Source organism: Kitasatospora sp. NPDC049258 (assembly GCF_040678895.1).
Taxonomy (GTDB): domain Bacteria; phylum Actinomycetota; class Actinomycetes; order Streptomycetales; family Streptomycetaceae; genus Kitasatospora.
In genome coordinates, this window is the sequence record NZ_JBFAQT010000055.1 from 1 (window position 1) to 18,075 (window position 18,075).

Below are 18,075 nucleotides of genomic sequence, written 5' to 3' on the forward strand. Positions count from 1 at the left end.
AAGAGCGAGCTGATGCACCCGTACTACGCGGCCGAGCGGGGTCTGGTGGACGACGTCATCGACCCGGCCGAGACCCGCACCGTGCTCGCCGGCGCCCTGGCCATGCTCCGCACCAAGCACGCCGACCTGCCCAGCCGCAAGCACGGCAACCCGCCCACGTGAGGGAGTGCAGATGACCGTCATCGTCGAACGAGGCTCGCTGACCGACGAGGAACTGGCCGCGCTGACCGTGGTGCTGGCCGCCGTCCTGGCCGCCCGGGCCGAGGCCGCGGGGCCGGCCGCGCGGCGCGCCCAGACCTGGCTGCGGCCGGTCGGCATCGACTACCCCTCGCCCCGGAGCTGGCGCACGGCGGCCTGAGGGCCGGGTCGGCCCCGCCCGACCGGACGGCCCGCCCGGGGCCCGCGAGCAGCAGATCCAGATCGGTTCGAGTCGCTCTTGAGGGAGGAGGTGCACCCTGCGGGCGAGACGCCACTGCGAAGGAGTATCTGATGACAGTCCAGGGATCGATTCACCTTGAGCAGGTGGAGCAGGACATCCGCGATTGGCTGGTCGAGCGGCTCAGCAGCTACCTCTCCCGCCCGGAGAGCGAGATCAATACCGAGATGCCGTTCGCTGAGTTCGGCATGGACTCCGTGGCGGCGCTGAGCCTCTTCGGCGACATCGAGGAGAAGTTCGAGCTCTACCTGGAGCCCGCGGTGGCCTACGAGCACCCCACGGTCACGGCCATGGCCGCGTTCCTCGCCCAGGAGGCGCGCGCCAACTGACCATCTCGCAACAGCGCGGCCCCGGGGCCCGGCGACGTCCCACCTCACGGTGGACGGAGCCGGGCCCCGGGGCGCTTCGGCGTGACCGGCGGGGGAGCGCCCGGCGCGGGCCACGGCTCAGCCGCACAGCAGCCGGTAGCCGCACTCGCCGAGCTCCCAGAGCGGCAGCAGCAGGGCGAAGGCCAGCCCGGCGTCGGCGACGGCCAGCAGCAGCCGGCCCGGGCCGGCCGGGGGCGCCGGCGCCGCTGCCGGTGCCGGGTGCTGGTCCGGTCGCAGGACGGTCAGGGTGACGGCCGGTCGGTGCGGTGCGGGCGACGACATGGCGGCTCCTGGGCAGGGGCGGGCGGGGCAGGGGCGAGCGGGGGCGGGGAGGCGAACGGCGCGGTGCCGCAGGCCCGCGGGGACGGGGGCCTGGGCACCGCGCCGTTCGCCGGTGCGGTACGGGGGGCTCAGACGCCGGCCGCCTCGGCGATCAGCCGGGCGTCCAGGGCGCGCACCACGTCGTCGGCTGCCCGCGCGGTCGCCAGGTCGTCAGGGGCGCCGATGATGGCCATGAACGACTCCACGACCTTCTCCTTCAGCGCGTCGGTCGTCAGGTCCTGCTCGGTCATGAGTGCTCTCCTGTGGTGGGGTCGGTCGGGTCAGAAGGCGTTGCAGGCACGGAAGATGTGCGCGAAGGAGGCCAGCGAGGCCGGCCCCTGGAAGGCCACGTACTCGGGCAGCAGCACGTCCGGCGCCCACTTCTCCTTGTAGGCGAGCTGGGTCTGGGCCGGGTAGATGGCCTCGCCGTGCGCCCACAGGAAGTGCATCAGCCACTGGAACGAGGGGCTGTAGCCCGGGAGTTCGTTCTCCTCGCCGAGCCCGGTGAACGGCGTGAAGCCGAAGTGCAGCCAGTCGACGCCCTCGCTGCGGAACACCTCGATGGCGGTCGAGTTGATCGCCTCCATCAGGCCGGGGGAGCCGCCGGGGATGCGGCGGCTGAGGTCGTGCATCCAGCCGGCCCGGCTGCCGTAGACGGGGGAGTAGGAGATGTACGCCACCGGGGCGCCGTCGATGGTGCCGACGAACAGCCGGCGGTGCGCCTGGGCCGGCCCGCCGATCTGGCCGACCAGGAACTCCAGCTGCCGGGCGTGGTCGCCCTTGGAGCCGAGCCAGGCGTTGTCGATCTCGGCGATGCCGTCCTGCCACTCCTCGGCCGCCACCTCCTTGACCTGGAGGCCGTTGCGGAAGGCCCGCGAGATCTTGTTGCGCAGCTGCATGAAGCGGGTGCCGCGCAGGCTGAAGTCCGGGAGGTGGACCGCCCACGAGGCGCCCAGCTGGTTGACCGTGAAGCCGTGCGCGGCGTACCGCTCCGCGTCGGCGCGCTGCAGCTGGACGGCGACCAGCTGGAGGTCCTGCTCCCGGGCGTGGTCGACCAGGCCGTCCAGCAGCAGGTCGTAGGTCTCGGGCGCGACGAACGGTCCGCCGAACTGCACCAGGTGCCGGCCGGTGCGGCGGTAGACCGCGAGCCCGTCGGCGCCCGGGGTGGTGAAGACGCTGTTGCCGGAGTTCAGGGCGAGGAAGGAGCTGGGGTTCTCGGACTGGGTGTGGGTGCTGACGGCGGACAGGACCGGGCTCTTCGCCTCGGTCGCGGTCGCGGCGGACGGTGACATCTGGATTTCCCTTCGCGGGGTGTGGCGGTAACGCAAGTACAGCACCCGGAAATGACGAGGGGAAAGGCCTGGAGAAAGTCCGTGACGCGGTGTCAGCGGCCGGTCAGGCGAATATCAGGAAAGGCTGGCAATCTTGTCCTCGTGAACGGCGCGGAGTACCGCTCCGAGCACGAGGAGAGGTGCCCGGAGCGGTTCATCGGGGGCCGGGGCTTCGGCTCCGGTCGGGTGGTTCTGCCCGCCTTCGCAGGTTCGAATCCTGCCCTCTCCGCGCGAGTCCGATGCCCGGTCGCCTGCTCTGGCGGCCGGGCATCGGTCGTTCCGGGGCCGTTCCGGGGCCGGTCCGGGATCGTTCCGGGGCTGCTCCGGGGCCGCGCCGCGGCCCGGGCGGCGGCATCAGTTCCGTGTCAGGGGCGGGTCAGACCCGCTTGTCACCATCAAGTCGATTCGGACATGGAACCGTGCCTTCGGAAGGGCCTGATCATGCTTCTTGACGAAACGGCGTCGGGGATTCTTCCCGGTAATTCCGGCGGTCGGGAAAAGCCGCTGAGCAGCTACCAGCTGTACATCGCCGGAAAGGACGTGGAGGGTGACGGCTGGGTCTACACGGTCAGCGCCCGCTCGCTGCTGGAGGACGTGTTCACCAGCGTCAGCCTGAAGCGCGCGCTGGAGCAGGACCCGGACTCGGACGCCGCCGACCACCCCTACGTGGTGGGCCGCTGCGCGATCGCCGGCGACGCCGCGATCGACCTCGCCACCGAGGCCGCCGCGGCCGCCGCCCCCGGCTGGGCGGCCGTCCCGCTGGAGCGGCGGCTGCGCCTGGGCACCCTGTTCCGCGAGGAACTGCTGCGCCGCCAGGACGAGTTCGTCGACATGCTGGTCTCCGAGGCGCACCCGGTGAAGCTGGCCCGCTGGGAGCTCAGCTGCCTGCTCCAGGTGTACAGCGAGGAGAGCATCGACTGGTACCGCCAGCGCATGCACACCGAGTTCGACCACAACGGCCGCCGCCTGATCGTGCGCCGGCAGCCGGACGGCGTGGTGGCCTTCAACCCGCCGCAGAACGCGCCGGCGCCGAGCGCCGCGCTGGCGGTGCTCGCGCTGATGGCCGGCAACGCCGTGATCGTCCGGGCCCCGCGCAGCATCGCGCTGTCCACCATGTGGGTGCTGCGCGACGTGGTGGCGCCGCTGCTGGACGAGGTCGGTGCCCCGCCCGGGGTGCTCAACGCGGTCTGCAGCAACCCGAAGCAGACCCTGGACCGCTGGGTGGAGAGCCCGCTGGTCAACGACATCTTCTACATCGGCGGCAGCCAGGAGGGCCTGCGCTTCCAGGAGCAGTGCGTGGCGCACGGCAAGAAGCCGATCCTGGAGCTGGCCGGCAACGACGGCATCATCGTCTGGGAGGGCGCGGACCTCAAGTACGCGGCCGAGGCGATCCGGGAGTCCTTCTACGGCTCGGGCCAGATCTGCATGGTGCCCAACTACGTGCTGGCGCACCCCTCGATCGCCGACGAGCTGATCGAGGAGGTCAAGAAGCAGGTCGCCACCGTCAAGCCGGGCTACCCGGAGGACGAGGACGTGCTGCTCTCGCCGGTCCGCCGGAGCGAGAAGTTCTTCGGCCTGCTGAAGCAGACCCTGGACCACGGCGCCGAACTGGTCACCGGAGGGCAGCGCACCGAGGTGGACGGCACGCCGTCCGAGACCGGGGTCTTCCTGCAGCCCACCGTGGTCCGGGTGAACGGCCTGGCCGGCGCCCGCGAGCACGACGTGGTCCGGCACGAGACCTTCTTCCCGCTGCTGCCGATCGTGGTGCCCGAGGCGGCGCCCAACGACCAGCTGCTGGACAGCTTCATCGACTTCGTCAACAGCAACGAGTACGGCCTGCGCAACTCGCTCTGGGCCAAGTCCGCCCGGGTGATCAACGCCTTCGTGCAGCGGGTCACCAACGGCGGCCTGCTGAAGATCAACGACTCGCACATCGGCTTCCTGCCGTACCTGCCGAGCCACGGCGGCACCGGCCTGACCGGCGGCGTCTACGGCGAGGCGAACTACCCGATGCTCAAGACCTCGCACATCCAGGGTGTCAGCGTCGCCCGCGACGTCAGCCCGATCGAGGCCGTGTTCGGCGCCTTCGAGGCCTGAGACCGACCCGCTCCCGGGCCCCGGCCCGACCCCGCCCCCGTCCGATCCCCGCTGGAGGTTGTCCTGCCATGCGCTCCCTCGAAACCGCCCGCGAGACCAGCGAGCGGTACCACCCCGGCCTGGTGAAGGCCCTCGCCGACATCCCGTACGCCGAGCGGGAGGCCGCCGACAGCCCGGTGATCGACCTGTTCCGGGCCCACGACGGCGTGGCGCTGCTGGTCCCGGTCGCCTACGGCGGCCATGGCGCCGACCCGCTGGACGCGGTGCGGGTGCAGCGGGCGCTGGGCGCGCTGTCGCCCTCGCTGGCGGCCGCGGTGACCATGCACCACTTCACCGCCGCGATGCTCTACGCCCTGGCGGACGGGACCGACCGGCTGACCGAGGCCCAGCTGTCGCTGCTGCACAGCGTGGTGCCCCGGCAGCGGCTGATGGCCTCCGGCTGGGCCGAGGGCCGGACCCAGCAGAACATCCTGACCCCGGCGGTGACCGCCGCGGTGACCGTCGGCGGCTACCGGCTGAACGGCTCCAAGAAGCCCTGCAGCCTGGCCGGTTCGATGGACCTGCTGACCGCCTCGATCGCCGTGCCGGGTGCCGACGGCCGACCGGAGCTGGCGCTCGCGCTGATCCCGGCCGACTCGCCGGGCCTGACCGTCCACCCGTTCTGGGGCAACGACGTGCTGGCCGCCGCCGAGAGCGACGAGGTGCAGCTGGCCGACGTGTTCGTGCCCGAGGAGCTGGTGATCCGGACCACCGAGGAGGACCCGCACCGGATCGAGGACCTGCAGAACGCCGGCTTCGTCTGGTTCGAGCTGCTGATCTCCTCGGGCTACCTGGGCGCGGCCTCCGGGCTGGTCGAGCACGTCCTGCAGCGCGGCCGCGGCAGCGCGGGCGACCGCGCGGACGCCGTGATCCGGATCGAGGCCGCCGCCGGCCTGCTGGAGGGCACCGCCCGCGCGGTGCGCGACGGGGTGGGCGGCGAGGAGGCGGTCGCCCAGGTGCTGGTGGCCCGGTTCGCCGCGCAGGAGGCGCTCAACCGCGCCGCCGACCAGGCCCTGGAGCTGCTCGGCGGGCTGGACTTCATCCGCTCCTCCGACCACGCCAAGCAGGCCACCGCCGTGCGCCCGCTGGCCTTCCACCCGCCGTCCCGGGCCAGTGCGGCCGAGGCGCTGCTGGCGTACTTCAACGGCGAGTCCCTCGACCTGTCCTGACCGGTCGTCATTTCGAAGAGGAGTTCAGACGTGACCGTGATCCAAGAAACCCGGGCCGACCTGGGCCGGGTGGACACCGAGGGGGAGATCCTCGACCTGTACCGCGCGCACCTCAGCAAGGGCCGGGCCACCCTCGCCGAGCTGTTCGGCAGCCACATGGAGGTCGAGTCCTCCGGTGCCTGGCTGACCACCAGCGACGGCGAGCGCTTCCTGAACGCGGGCGGCTACGGGGTGTTCATCATGGGCGCCCGCCACCCGCTGGTGATCGAGGCGGTGACCCGCCAGCTGAACACCCACCCGGTGGCCACCCGGATCCTGCTGGAGCCCACCGTGGCCCGGGCCGCCGAGGCGCTCACCTCGGTCACCCCGGACGGCCTGGACCGGGTGCACTTCGCGCTCTCCGGCGCGGAGGCGGTGGAGACCGGGCTCAAGCTGGCCCGGGCCAACGGCCGCAAGCGCACCGTCTCGTTCAAGGGCGGCTACCACGGCAAGACCCTCGGCGCCCTCTCGGCCACCGCCAAGGAGGTCTACCAGGCACCGTTCCGGCCGCTGATCCCGGACGTCACCCACCTCCCGTACGGCGACGAGGACGTGCTGCGCGCCGAACTGGCCGCCCACCCGGGCGAGGTCTGCGTGATCATCGAGCCGGTGCAGGGCGAGGGCGGCGTGATCATCCCGCCCAAGGGCTACCTCAAGCGGGTGGAGGAGCTGGTCCGGGAGTTCGACGGCTTCCTGATCCTGGACGAGGTGCAGACCGGCTTCGGCCGGCTCGGCGAGTGGTGGGGCGCGGACGTCGAGGGCGTCCAGCCGGACGTCCTGCTGGCCGGCAAGGCGCTGGGCGGCGGCGTGGTGCCGGTCTCCGCGGCGATCGCCACCCGGCAGGCCTTCAAGCCCTTCGACAAGGACCCCTACGTCCACACCGCGACCTTCTCCGGGCAGCCGCTGCTGATGGCGGCCGTCCAGGGCGCCGTCCAGGCGATCCAGGAGGAGCGGCTGGTCACCCGGGCGCAGGAGCTCGGGGCCCGGCTGCTGCCGCGGATCGCCGAGATCGCCCACCGCAACATCCCCGACCTGGTGGTCGAGGTCCGCGGCCAGGGCCTGCTGATCGGCGTCGAGCTGGTCGAGGCCGGGCTGGCCGGCGAGCTCCTGATCGAGCTCTTCAACCACGGCGTGGTCGCCAACCACTCCATGAACGGCAGCTCGGTGGTGCGCTTCACGCCGCCGGCCATCCTCAGCGACACCGACGTCGAGTACCTGCTCGACGCGTTCCACAAGGCCACCCTCGACCTGATCTCGGGCTCGGCCAAGATGCCGGAAGGCGGTAACTGACCCATGCGACACGTCGAACTCGACGCCGTGGTGAGCTCCGAGCGCGCCGAGGACGTCTACGCGGCCGTCCTGCGCTGGGAGCGCTACCCGGAGCTGGCGCCGCACGTGCGGGCCACCACCGTGCACTCCACCCTCCCCGAGCCGGTCGGCAGCTCCAGCTGGGAGCTGCACTTCCGCAGCGGCCTGCTGCGCTGGACCGAGGCCGACACCTTCCTGCCCGAGCAGCTGGAGATCCGCTTCGAGCAGACCGACGGCGACTTCGACAGCTTCACCGGCACCTGGCGGCTGAGCCAGGACGGCGAGGACGTCGCGGTGCACTTCGAGGCCGATTTCGACTTCGGCATCCCGAGCCTGGAGGGCATCCTCGACCCGATCGCCGAGCGGGTCATCCGGGAGACCGTCGCCTGGGCCGTCACCGGCCTGTTCGCCGGCACCCGGATCGTCGGCGACATCGAGCTCACCACCCCGGCCGCGGCCGCCCGCTGACCCACCTCCCCTTCGGCCCGCCGCTCCAGGAGTGAAGCAATGGACCAGGCAAATCCCTTCGAGACCCCGAGAACCTACTCGCTGCACCGCGCCGAGTACCTGGTCGCCTTCGCGGTGACCACCGGCGTCCTGATCGCCCACCTCGGCGACGTCCGCTGGCTGCCGGCGATCGGGCTGTTCCTCTACATCGACCTGATCGGCTACATCCCGGGCGCGCTCGCCTTCCGCAAGTCCGGCGGCCAGCCCATCGCCAAGGGCTACTACGTCGCCTACAACATCATGCACAGCCTGATCACCCAGGGCGCGGTGGCCGCGCTCTGGTGCTGGCTGGTCAAGCCGGAGTGGGCGCTGCTGGTCATCCCGTTCCACCTGTTCGGCGACCGCGGCCTGTTCGGCAACTTCATGAAGTCCTTCGCGCTGCCGTTCGAGCCGGTCCGGCAGACCGGCTACCTGCGGCTGCTGGACGACCTGGGCCTGGCCCACCCCAAGCCGATCGCGCACACCTTCGACCCGGTGCCGGTGGGCCACCTGCCGGCCGACCGGCGCCCGGCGGCCCGGGGAGAGGCCGCACCGGAGCCGGTCCTGCGCGGAGCGACCCGGTGAGCACCGCCGCCGAGGTACGCACCGCGCCCTCGCCGGCCCAGCTGCGCCGCCGCGCCCTGCGCCACCTGGCCTCCCCGGTCTCCGTGCTGACGGTCAGCCACGGTGGGCGGCTGCACGGGACGACGGTCTCCACCGTCACCACCGTCTCGCTCACCCCGCTGATCCTCGGAGCCTGTCTGAAGTCCGGCTCGGTGCTCGCCGAACTGGCCGTCGCCGAGGGCCGGTTCGCGGTCAACGTGCTCGGCGGCGACCAGGGACCGGTGGCCCGGTGGTTCGCCGACAGCTCCCGCCCGGACGGCGCCCGGCAGTTCGACGGCCTGCCCTGGACCTCCGCCCCGTACGCGGACGCGCCGCTGCTGGAGGGCGCGCTGGCGCACTACGCCTGCCGGGTCACCGAGTGCGTGCGGGTCGGCGACCACGAGGTCCTGCTCGGCCAGGTGGTGCACGCGGCCACCGGCGAGGGCGCCCCGCTGCTCAGCTTCGCCGGCGGCCTGTTCGCCGGCGCCCTCCAGCCGGCCCCGGACGCCTGAGGGACCCACCACCACGACCACCCGAGCAAGGAGTACCGACATGACCGGTTCAGTGGCACCCGAGGCGGACTGGGACGAGGCTCCCGGTCTGCTGGACGGAGCCAAGGAGCTCACCCTCGGCCCCGAGCAGTGCAACCTGGCCTACTGGATCACCGAGGTCGCGCAGGGCACCCTGCGCGAGCGCGGGGTCACCGGGCACCACGCGAACGCGCAGGTCCCGGAGTTCCTCCGGCGCCCCGGCCCGCTGCGCGAGGCGCTCACCCTGGAGTTCGGCTTCCGGGGGCTCTCCGAGGAGATCGCCACCAGGCTGCTGTCGTACTACGTGGCGATCGCCCCGGGCATCCCGGAGCTGGAGTTCTACGCCACCCAGCTGCTCGACGAGGCCCGGCACGCCCGGGTGTTCCGCAACCACCTGGTCGAACTCGGCCTGCCCGAGGCGACCCTGCTGCGGGACATCGAGGAGATGGCCGCCGACTACCGGCGCACGGTGCTCCAGCCGGTCGAGGACTTCACCCTGGACATCGTCCGCGACCAGGGCGACTTCATCGGCGGGGTGGCGGTCTTCGCGATCGTCATCGAGGGCGTGCTCGCCCCGGCCGCCGAGCTGAGCGAGCGCAAGTGGACCCCGCTCTCCCCGGCCACCGGCGAGATCTCCCGCGGCACCGCCATCGACGAGATCCGCCACCTGACGGTCGCCAGCACCATCCTGCGCGACCACGTGGCCGCCCACCCCGAGTACCGGCCGCGGCTGCTGGAGATCCTGCGGGCCGGCGTGAAGCTCTGGGACGAGATCCCGGACAAGCCGTTCGTGCTGCACCGCGAGGAGCTGTTCCAGCAGGGCATGTTCGACCACGCCGACCTGATCGGCGACTACGAGGTCTGGCCCGGCGTCCGGCTGCTCGACACCACGCCCGAGCAGCGCTACGACATGGCCGAGCGCTGGACCGACGAGATGGCCGAGTCCCGGATGGCGTACATGGGCCTGCCGGTCGAGGTGCTCACGAGCGGCGGGGGTGACGCGGTATGACCGCGGGCCCGCCGCCGGGACGCGCCGCGGTCATCGTCGGGGTCGGCAGCTACGTCCCGCCGGACCTGGTGACCAACGGTGACCTGGTCACCCGGCTGGACACCTCCGACGAGTGGATCCGGTCCAGGACCGGGATCGCCACCCGCCACATGGTCGCCCCGGGCACCGCCACCTCCGACCTGGCGGTGGAGGCCGGCCGACGGGCCCTCAAGTCCGCGGACGACTCCCAGGTCGACGCCGTCGTCCTGGCCACCACCACCCCCGACCACCCGTGCCCGGCCACCGCCCCGGCGGTCGCGGCCCGGCTCGGCCTCGGCGGGGTGGCCGCCTTCGACGTCTCCGCGGTCTGCACCGGCTTCCTCTACGGCCTGGCCACCGCCTCCGGCCTGATCGCCGCCGGCGTCGCCGAACGGGTGCTGCTGATCGCCGCCGACGCCTTCACCACCATCATCGACCCCGGCGACCGCACCACCGCGGTGATCTTCGCCGACGGGGCCGGCGCGGTGGTGCTGCGGGCCGGCGAGGCGGACGAGCCGGGTGCGGTCGGCCCGATCGTGCTCGGCAGCGACGGCGACAACGCCGAGCTGATCACCGTGCCCGGCGGCGGCTCCCGGCACCGCTCGGCCCGGCAGGAGCCCAAGCCCGGCGACGAGTACTTCCAGATGGCCGGCCGGGCCACCTACCGGCACGCGGTCGAGCGGATGACCGAGGCCTCCCGGCAGGCGGTCGGCACGGCCGGCTGGGAGCTCTCCCAGCTCGACCGCTTCGCGGCCCACCAGGCCAACGCCCGGATCCTGCAGGCGGTCGCCGACCGGCTGGAGATCCCGGCCGAGCGGCGGCTGTCCAACATCGAGCGGGTCGGCAACACCGGCGCCGCGTCCATCCCGCTGCTGCTCGCGCAGGCCGCCGAACGCGGCGAACTGCGGCCCGGCCACCGGGTGCTGCTCACCGCCTTCGGCGGTGGGCTGGCCTGGGGCGCCACCACCATCACCTGGCCCGACCTCGGGCACTGACGCCACACCCCGGAAAGGACTGTCCGATGTTCGAGACGCTCAAGGAAATCCTGGTCAGCAAGCTCAAGGTGTCCCCGGAGCAGGTCACCCCGGAGGCCACGAAGGAGGACGTGGAGCTGGACTCGCTCGCCGTGGTCGAGCTCTCGCTCGTCCTGGAGAAGGAGCTCGGGGTCGAGATCAGCGACGACGAGCTGCTGGACGCCGAGACCATCGGTGACATGGCGCGCCTGATCGAAGAGCGGAGCGCACGGGTCTGATGGCCGGCATCGACGTCGCCGTGACCGGGCTGGGCCTGGTCACCCCGGCCGGGATCGGGACCGCCGCCTCCTGGGCGGCGGTCCGGGCCGGCCGCCCGACCGCAGCGCTCGACCCCGCGCTGGAGGGGAATCCGGTGCGGATCTCCTGCCGGGTGCCCGACTGGGATCCCGGGCAGCTGCTCGGCGGCCGCCGGGCCCACCGGTTGGACCGCTTCACCCAGTTCGCGCTGGTCGCGGCCCGGGAGGCGATCGCCGATGCCGGGCTCGACCCGCAGACCTGGGACGGGGCGCGGGTCGGTGTGGTGCTGGGCTGCGCCGACGGCGGCCCCGGCACCGTGGAGGCCCAGCACCGGGTGCTGGTCGAGGAGTCGCCCTCCCGGGTCTCCCCGCTGCTGCTGCCGATGCAGCTGCCCAACATGCTGGCCGGCCAGACCGCCATCGAGTTCGGCGCCACCGGGCCCAACCTGGTGGTCGCCACCGCCTGCGCCTCCGGTGCCACCGCCATCGGCACCGCCCGTGACCTGCTCCTGCTGGACCGCTGCGATGTGGTCGTGGCGGGTGGCAGCGAGGCCATGATCACCCCACTGGTCATGGCCGGGTTCGCCCAGATGGGCGCCCTCTCCCGCCGCGAGGACGACCCGGCGACGGCCTCCCGGCCGTTCGACCTGGACCGGGACGGCTTCGTCGCGGGGGAGGGCGCCGGTGTGCTGATCCTGGAGCGGGCCGCCGACGCCCGGGCCAGGGGGGCCCGGATCCGGGCCCGGATCGCCGGCTACGGCGCCACCGCGGACGCCCACCACATGACCTCGCCGCACCCCCAGGGGCTCGGCGTGGAGCGCGCCGTGCGCACCGCGCTCGCGGACGCCGGGGCCGGCGTGGGCGACGTCCAGCACGTCAACGCGCACGGCACCGCCACCCCGCTGAACGACCTGGCCGAGGCCCGGATGCTGCGGCGGACGCTGACCGGCGACCCGCTGGTCACCTCCACCAAGGGGGTCACCGGCCACCTGCTGGGCGCGGCCGGCGCGATCGAGGCGGTCTTCACCGTGCTCTCGATCGAGCAGCAACTGGTGCCGCCCACGGCCAACCTGCACACCCTCGACCCGGAGGTGGAGATCAAGGTCGCCACCGAGGAGACCGGCACCAGGATCGAGCTGGCCCTCAGCACCTCCCTCGGCTTCGGCGGGCAGAACGCGGTGCTGGCAGTCGCCGCACCCTGACCGGCCGACACCGGCGTGCCGGGCCGGGCGACCTCCCCCCTCGCCCCGCCCGGCACGCCGGATCCCCAACCCCTCCGCACCTTCCGCCACCTGGAGCGCTCCGATGACCGCCGAACCCCAGACCTCCAGACGCCTGACCACCGGTCACATCGTCTTTCTGATCGTCGCCGCCGCGGCCCCGCTCTCGGCCATGGTCGGCACCGTGCCGCTGGCCTTCGCGATCGGCACCGGCTCGGGCGTGCCCGCGGCCTTCGCCTTCGCCGGGGTCACCCTGCTCTGCTTCTCCGTCGGCTACGCCGTGAGCGCCCGCCGGACCGGCGGCTCGGGCGGCTTCTACGCCTCGATCGCCGACGGCCTGGGCCGGGCACCGGCCGTCGGCAGCGGCTGGGTGGCGCTGCTCGCCTACAACTGCGCCACCGTCGGACTGGTCGGCGCGCTCGGCTACTTCACCCGGCTGGTGCTCGCCGCCCACGGCCTCGACCTGCCCTGGCAGCTGTGCGCCGCGGTCGGCCTGGTGGCCGTCGCCGTGCTCGGCTACCGCGACATCGCGGTCAGCGCCCGGGTGCTGGCCGTCCTGATGCTCGGCGAGATCGGCGTACTGGCCGCGCTGGACCTGGCCATCCTCGGCCGGCACGGAGCCTCGGCCCTCCCGCTGGAGTCCTTCTCCCCGCACATCGCGACCGGCCCCGGCCTCGGGGTCTCGCTGATGTTCGCGTTCGTCTCCTTCATCGGCTTCGAGTCCGCCGCGCTGTACGGCCAGGAGGCCAAGGACCCGCGGCGCAGCGTGCCGCGGGCCACCTACATCGCGGTGGTGCTGATCGCCGGCTTCTACGCGCTGACCAGCTGGGCGGCGGTCGGCGCGATCGGCACCGACGCCGTCCGGCAGACGGCCGGCCAGCAGCTCGGCGACCTGTTCTTCGTGCTGGGCACCGACTACCTCGGGCAGACCGGCGCCACGGTGCTCCAGATCATGCTCTGCACCAGCCTGTTCGCCGCCACCCTGGCCCTGCACAGCGCGGCCAACCGGTACGCCCAGGTGCTCGCCGACGATGGCCTGCTGCCCCGCCGCCTCGGTGCGGTGCACCCCCGGTACGGCTCGCCGCACCTGGCCAGCATCGCGCAGACCGTGCTCAGCGTGGTGGTGGTGGCCGGCTTCGCGCTGGCCGGGCTCGACCCGTACGCGGACCTCACCACCAGCATGCTGGGGCTGGGGACGCTGGGGATCGTGGTGCTGCAGGCGCTGGCGGCGCTCTCCGTGCTCGGGCTCGCCCGCAAGGGGGCGGTGGCCGGGGTCTGGCAGGGAGTGGTGGCCCCGCTGCTCGGCTTCGCCGGCCTGTCCGTCACCGTCTGGCTGGTGGTCGGCAACTTCGACCTGCTCACCGGCACCCACAACGCCCTGGTCTCGGCCCTGCCCTGGACCGTCCCGGTGGTCGGCCTGCTCGGTCTCGCCCACGGCCTGCGCCGCCGCACCACCCACCCCGCCACCCCGACCCACCCCACCACCCCGGACCTCGTCCCCACCCGCTGACCCCGCCGGGGCCGTCAAACGCACCGCATGCCCTTCAGGGGCGCGAGGAACTGCGCGACGTCGGAAGGGGCGGGCCCGAGCTCTCCGCCTCGCGCAGTTCCGCCCCCAGCCTCCGGCCGGGGCACCCCCGGCGCCCCCATGGGCGACCTCGCCGATGTAACCGTCCTCGCTCCGAAGGAGAGTCCCGTGCACGACGTACGCGAGCTGATCGAGCTGGGTCCCGAGGCGGTGCGCCGGCTCGCCCGGCGCCGGCATCGGCTCGACCTGGAGGCCCTGGGCGCGCTGCACCGCCGCCGGGTCGAGGCCCTGGAAACGGTCGACCGCCTCCGCGGCGAGCTGAAGCGGTCCTCCCGCGGGCCGCAGCCGACCGAGGCGGCCCGCGAGGAGTCCCGCCGGCTGCGCGACCAGGTCCAGGAGTCCGAGGCCGTCCTGCGCACCGTCGAGCAGGAGCTGGAGGAGACCCTGATGGGCATCCCCAACCTCCCGCTCGACGCGGTGCCGGACGGCGACAGCGAGAAGCAGGCGGTGGAGGTCCGCAAGGGCGGCCCGCCGCTGCGCCCGGCGGCCGGCCAGGCCCGCCACCACGCCGACCTCGGTGAGTCGCTCGGCGTGCTGGACGCCGGCCGGGCCGCCGCGCTGTCCGGGGCCCGGTTCAGCGTCAGCCGCGGTGCGGGCGCCCGGCTGGAGCGCGCGCTGGCCTCGTTCCTGCTCGACCTGCACACCCGGGAGCACGGCTACACCGAGTACTCGGTACCGCACCTGGTGAACCGCGAGACCATGACCGGCACCGGCCAGCTGCCCAAGTTCCAGGAGGACCTGTTCGCCACCTCGGTGGGCGGGCGGGAGCTGTTCCTGATCCCGACCGCCGAGGTGCCGCTGACCAACCTGGTGGCCAGGGAACTGCTGGAGGACCGGGACCTCCCGCTCGCGATGACCGCCCGCACGCCCTGTTACCGGGCCGAGGCCGGCTCGTACGGCCGGGACACCCGCGGGGTGCTGCGGCTGCACCAGTTCGAGAAGGTGGAGCTGGTCCGGATCTGCGCGCAGGAGGAGGCCCAGCAGCAGCTGGAGCTGATGGTCGGCCAGGTGGAGGAGTGCCTTCGTCGACTCGAACTCTCGTACCGGGTAGTCCTGTTGCCGGCCGGGGACATGGGCTTCTCGGCCCGGATGACCTACGACATCGAGGTCTGGCTGCCGGGCAGCGACTCCTACCGGGAGATCTCCTCGGTCTCGGACTGCGGCGGCTTCCAGGCCCGCCGGGCCGGTATCCGGCACCGGACGGCCGAGGGCCGCAAGCTGCCGGCCGCCACCCTGAACGGCTCGGCGCTGCCGATCGGCCGGACGGTCGCGGCGCTGCTGGAGCAGGGCGTGCAGCCGGACGGCTCGGTGCTGCTGCCCGAGGCACTGGTGCCCTACACCGGCTTCCGGCGGATCCTGCCGGGCGGAGCGGTCGAGAGCTGAACACCGAAACGGCGCGACACCCCCGAGGGGCGTCGCGCCGTTTCGGTCCGGACGCGGTCCTGGTCCGGACCCCGGCCGGCCGGTCAGGCGGTACGCAGCAGGTGCTGCGCCGCGGGCTGGTGCAGGGCGGGGGCCTGGATCAGCACCTCCCGGAACAGCTGCTTGAGCTGCGGGGAGGGCTCCATGCCGAGCTCGTCGATCAGCCGCTGGCGGGCGGTGTTGTAGACCTCGACCGCCTCGGCCTGCCGGCCCGATCGGTAGAGCGCCCGCATCAGCATCTCGGTGATCCGCTCGCGCCACGGGTGGGCCACGCTCATCCGCTTCAACTCGCCTATCACGTGCGTCGGTTCGCCCCAGAGCGCACCCATCCAGAGCCGGTCCTCCTGGGCCGCCAGGTACTCCTCGTCCAGCTGCAGCGCGATGCTCTGGCAGAGCGGTCCGGGGGCCACGTCCTGCATCGGGCTGCCCTGCCAGAGGCCGAGCGCCCCCTCCAGCAGCGAGCCGGCCACCTCCGGGTCGCCGGTGACGGCGTGCCGGGCGGCGGCCAGCCGTTCGCGGAAGAGGAAGAGGTCAACGTCCTCCGGCGCGACGTCCAGGATGTAGCCGGAGGCCTGGGTGATCAGCGGCGGCACCTCGCCGTGCGGGCCGGCCAGCCGGCGCAGCGTGCGGCGCAGCCGGGAGACGTGGGCCTGGAGGGAGTTCTCGACCGTGGCCGGCGGGTTGTCGCCCCAGAGCTCGGTGTAGAGCTGCTCGGTGGGCACCAGGCGCCGGGCCCGGATCAGCAGGGTGGCCAGCAGGGTGCGTTGTCTCGTTCCGGGGATGGTGGCGAAGCGGCCGTTGACGACGGCCCCGACCGGGCCCAGGATCCTGAACTGCATGTGTTCCCCCTGTGGTGATGAGCGGTTGGTTGCCGGCGGAACAGGCGTGCGGATTGTCGGGTCGGGGGCTTGAATCCGGCTGGAGGCCTCGATCGCCGTCGATCGGCGCCCGACCGGTGCTCCAGCGCCGCTCCACCGCCGGTCCGCGGTGGCTCCAGGGTGCTCTGTCACCGTGCTTTCCGGGGACGTCCCACATCGGGCGGCTCTCCCGACCATGTGCCACGGCGACCAGTTTCGCGCTCTCGAAAATGATCATCAATCACCCGAACGGAATCCCGAAAATCCATCCGACGGTACCGCCGGAAGGGCTTTCGGGCGACTTGGCGGGAATACCGTTCGTCAGCGAATCGTCAGCCTGCGGGGCCGTACCGCATTACCTCCCAGGTAATTGACCGCCCATGTCAGGGGCGGCCAAGCTGGACACAGCCTCCGGATCGGCTGTGGCAGAGCAGGACTTCGTGATCGACCAGGAGTTGGACCTATGACCACTGAGACAAACCCCGCCACGGCAGCGCCGTCGGCGCCGGTCGCGGACGTCGCGGCCGAGCCACACCGGGCGATTCTGCCGATCGTGCTCTCCGGCGTATTCATGACGACGCTGGACTTCTTCATCGTCAATGTCGCCATCCCGTCGACCCAGGCCGACCTGAACGCGACCGCCTCGGCGATCGAGTGGGTGGTGGCCGGCTTCGGCCTGGCCTACGGCGTCGGCCTGATCACCGGCGGCCGCCTCGGCGACCTCTACGGGCGCCGCAAGATGTTCCTGCTCGGTCTCGCCCTGTTCACGGTGGCCTCGCTGTTCTGCGGCATCGCCACCAGCGGCGAGTACCTGGTCGCGGCCCGGGTCGGCCAGGGCATCTCGGCGGCCCTGCTCGCCCCCCAGGTGCTGGCCATCCTGGGCACGATCTACACCGGTGCGGCCAAGCTGAAAGTGTTCACCGGGTACGGCCTGGCGATGGGCCTGGCCGCGGTGTTCGGGCAGCTCATCGGCGGTCTGCTGATCCAGGCGGACATCGCCGGCCTCGGCTGGCGCTCCTGCTTCCTGGTCAACCTGCCGATCGGCGCCGCGATCATCGCGCTGACCCTGAAGTACGTCCCGGAGACCCGGGCGCCGGGCAAGCCCAAGCTGGATCTGATCGGCGTCGCCGTCATCACCCTGGCCCTGGTGGCCCTGGTGCTCCCGCTGATCGAGGGCCGGGAGAAGGGCTGGCCGCTGTGGACCTGGCTGAGCTTCGGCGCGGCCGTGGTGCTGTTCGCCCTGTTCGGCCTGCAGGAGAGCAAGCTGGCCGCCCGCGGCGGGTCCCCGCTGGTCAACCTGTCGCTGTTCCGCGAGCGCGCCTTCGTCGCGGGCCTCGCCAGCCAGCTGGTCTTCTGGATGGGCCAGGCCTCGTTCTTCCTGGTCTTCGCCCTCTACGTGCAGCGCGGCCGCGGTCTGGACGCCCTGCAGGCCGGTCTGCTGTTCGCGGCGATCGGCGCGGGGTACATGTACACCTCGATGAACGCCGGCAAGTTCGCGGCCAAGCTCGGCCGCCAGGTGATCGCGGTGGGCGCCCTGCTGATGGGCGCCGGCCTGGTCGTCCTGGGCATCACCGCCTCGCAGATCGGCACCACCGGGCACATCACCTGGCTCATCCCGGGCCTGGTCATCGACGGCGCCGGCATGGGTCTGGCGGTCGCCCCGCTCGCCTCCACCGTGCTCGCCCGGGTCTCCCCGCAGTACGCGGGTGCGGCCTCCGGCGTGCTCACCACCGCCCTGCAGATCGGCAACGCGCTGGGCGTCTCGATCATCGGCATCATCTTCTACAACGCGCTCGGCAACACCCCCGCCGTCGGCGACTACCCGCACGCCTTCGACCTCAGCGTGGTCTTCCTGGTCGGCGTCGCGGTGCTGCTCGCCGCCCTGGTGCAGGCCCTGCCGCGCGGCAACTCCGGCAAGTGACCCACCCCGACCGACCCCGCCCCGGCCGACCAGCACCACGGCC

At 72.7% G+C, this 18,075-nt stretch carries 20 protein-coding genes and 1 tRNA gene; 17 read left to right on the forward strand and 4 right to left on the reverse strand.

Features of this window, described 5'->3' with window-relative positions; genetic code table 11:
- From AB0K43_RS29095 to AB0K43_RS29105, 3 genes are all read left to right on the forward strand, one after another.
- Nucleotides 1-162, forward strand: a 162-nt coding sequence (locus AB0K43_RS29095) for a carboxyl transferase domain-containing protein (protein ID WP_363645019.1), incomplete at its 5' end; no start/stop codon positions are given.
- 10 nt (nt 163-172) lie between these two features.
- Nucleotides 173-358: an acyl-CoA carboxylase epsilon subunit gene (locus tag AB0K43_RS29100; protein WP_363644960.1), complete on the forward strand. Its 186-nt coding sequence runs from the start codon at nt 173-175 to the stop codon at nt 356-358.
- A 131-nt stretch (nt 359-489) separates the two neighbouring features.
- Complete coding sequence (locus AB0K43_RS29105; protein ID WP_363644962.1) at nt 490-765, forward strand: acyl carrier protein; 276 nt, start codon at nt 490-492, stop codon at nt 763-765.
- A 117-nt stretch (nt 766-882) separates the two neighbouring features.
- On the opposite strand, the gene AB0K43_RS29110 is transcribed toward AB0K43_RS29105, so the two are convergent.
- The 3 genes from AB0K43_RS29110 to AB0K43_RS29120 form a co-directional block, all read right to left on the reverse strand.
- Entirely contained in the window at nt 883-1,086 is a 204-nt protein-coding gene (locus tag AB0K43_RS29110) for a hypothetical protein (protein ID WP_363644964.1), read from the reverse strand.
- Nucleotides 1,087-1,214: 128 nt separating this feature from the next.
- Nucleotides 1,215-1,376 carry a hypothetical protein gene (locus AB0K43_RS29115; RefSeq protein ID WP_363644966.1) on the reverse strand — a complete coding sequence of 54 codons (162 nt, stop codon included), beginning with the start codon at nt 1,374-1,376 and terminating at the stop codon, nt 1,215-1,217.
- Nucleotides 1,377-1,406: 30 nt separating this feature from the next.
- The gene (locus AB0K43_RS29120; RefSeq protein WP_363644968.1) at nt 1,407-2,417 is read right to left on the reverse strand and encodes a DUF2156 domain-containing protein; all 1,011 of its coding nucleotides are present in this window, start codon (nt 2,415-2,417) and stop codon (nt 1,407-1,409) included.
- 173 nt (nt 2,418-2,590) lie between these two features.
- Here AB0K43_RS29120 and AB0K43_RS29125 point away from each other — a divergent pair.
- From AB0K43_RS29125 to serS, 13 genes are all read left to right on the forward strand, one after another.
- Nucleotides 2,591-2,685, forward strand: a tRNA-Arg gene (locus AB0K43_RS29125).
- Between the two features lie 212 nt (nt 2,686-2,897).
- The gene (locus AB0K43_RS29130) at nt 2,898-4,553 is read left to right on the forward strand and encodes an aldehyde dehydrogenase (RefSeq protein WP_363644970.1); all 1,656 of its coding nucleotides are present in this window, start codon (nt 2,898-2,900) and stop codon (nt 4,551-4,553) included.
- A gap of 68 nt (nt 4,554-4,621) precedes the next feature.
- The gene (locus AB0K43_RS29135; RefSeq protein ID WP_363644972.1) at nt 4,622-5,761 is read left to right on the forward strand and encodes an acyl-CoA dehydrogenase family protein; all 1,140 of its coding nucleotides are present in this window, start codon (nt 4,622-4,624) and stop codon (nt 5,759-5,761) included.
- A 30-nt stretch (nt 5,762-5,791) separates the two neighbouring features.
- Complete coding sequence (locus AB0K43_RS29140) at nt 5,792-7,090, forward strand: aminotransferase class III-fold pyridoxal phosphate-dependent enzyme (protein ID WP_363644974.1); 1,299 nt, start codon at nt 5,792-5,794, stop codon at nt 7,088-7,090.
- Nucleotides 7,091-7,093: 3 nt separating this feature from the next.
- Nucleotides 7,094-7,576 (forward strand): SRPBCC family protein, encoded by a 483-nt coding sequence (locus AB0K43_RS29145; protein ID WP_363644976.1) that lies wholly within the window; start codon nt 7,094-7,096, stop codon nt 7,574-7,576.
- A 39-nt stretch (nt 7,577-7,615) separates the two neighbouring features.
- Nucleotides 7,616-8,179 carry a hypothetical protein gene (locus AB0K43_RS29150; RefSeq protein ID WP_363644978.1) on the forward strand — a complete coding sequence of 188 codons (564 nt, stop codon included), beginning with the start codon at nt 7,616-7,618 and terminating at the stop codon, nt 8,177-8,179.
- Nucleotides 8,176-8,709, forward strand: a complete 534-nt coding sequence (locus AB0K43_RS29155; protein ID WP_363644980.1) for a flavin reductase family protein — start codon at nt 8,176-8,178, stop codon at nt 8,707-8,709. Before AB0K43_RS29150 ends, AB0K43_RS29155 begins: the two co-directional genes overlap by 4 nt.
- Nucleotides 8,710-8,749: 40 nt before the next feature.
- Entirely contained in the window at nt 8,750-9,736 is a 987-nt protein-coding gene (locus AB0K43_RS29160) for a VlmB-like protein (RefSeq protein WP_363644982.1), read from the forward strand.
- Nucleotides 9,733-10,749: a beta-ketoacyl-ACP synthase III gene (locus AB0K43_RS29165; protein ID WP_363644984.1), complete on the forward strand. Its 1,017-nt coding sequence runs from the start codon at nt 9,733-9,735 to the stop codon at nt 10,747-10,749. Before AB0K43_RS29160 ends, AB0K43_RS29165 begins: the two co-directional genes overlap by 4 nt.
- Nucleotides 10,750-10,775: 26 nt before the next feature.
- Nucleotides 10,776-11,006, forward strand: a complete 231-nt coding sequence (locus AB0K43_RS29170; RefSeq protein WP_033825704.1) for a phosphopantetheine-binding protein — start codon at nt 10,776-10,778, stop codon at nt 11,004-11,006.
- Nucleotides 11,006-12,226, forward strand: coding sequence for a beta-ketoacyl-[acyl-carrier-protein] synthase family protein (locus tag AB0K43_RS29175; RefSeq protein ID WP_363644987.1), 1,221 nt, complete (start codon nt 11,006-11,008; stop codon nt 12,224-12,226). The genes AB0K43_RS29170 and AB0K43_RS29175 overlap by 1 nt, the downstream gene beginning before the upstream one ends.
- Before the next feature lie 103 nt (nt 12,227-12,329).
- A complete protein-coding gene (locus tag AB0K43_RS29180; protein WP_363644989.1) occupies nt 12,330-13,754 on the forward strand; it encodes an APC family permease in 1,425 nt (474 codons plus the stop codon).
- A gap of 186 nt (nt 13,755-13,940) precedes the next feature.
- Nucleotides 13,941-15,215 carry a serine--tRNA ligase gene (serS, locus tag AB0K43_RS29185; protein ID WP_363644991.1) on the forward strand — a complete coding sequence of 425 codons (1,275 nt, stop codon included), beginning with the start codon at nt 13,941-13,943 and terminating at the stop codon, nt 15,213-15,215.
- An 83-nt stretch (nt 15,216-15,298) separates the two neighbouring features.
- On the opposite strand, the gene AB0K43_RS29190 is transcribed toward serS, so the two are convergent.
- On the reverse strand, nt 15,299-16,093 hold the full coding sequence (locus AB0K43_RS29190; RefSeq protein WP_363644993.1) for an AfsR/SARP family transcriptional regulator: 795 nt from the start codon (nt 16,091-16,093) through the stop codon (nt 15,299-15,301).
- 481 nt (nt 16,094-16,574) lie between these two features.
- Here AB0K43_RS29190 and AB0K43_RS29195 point away from each other — a divergent pair, with 481 nt between their 5' ends.
- Entirely contained in the window at nt 16,575-18,032 is a 1,458-nt protein-coding gene (locus AB0K43_RS29195) for an MFS transporter (RefSeq protein ID WP_363644995.1), read from the forward strand.
- The last annotated feature ends 43 nt before the right edge of the window (nt 18,033-18,075 follow it).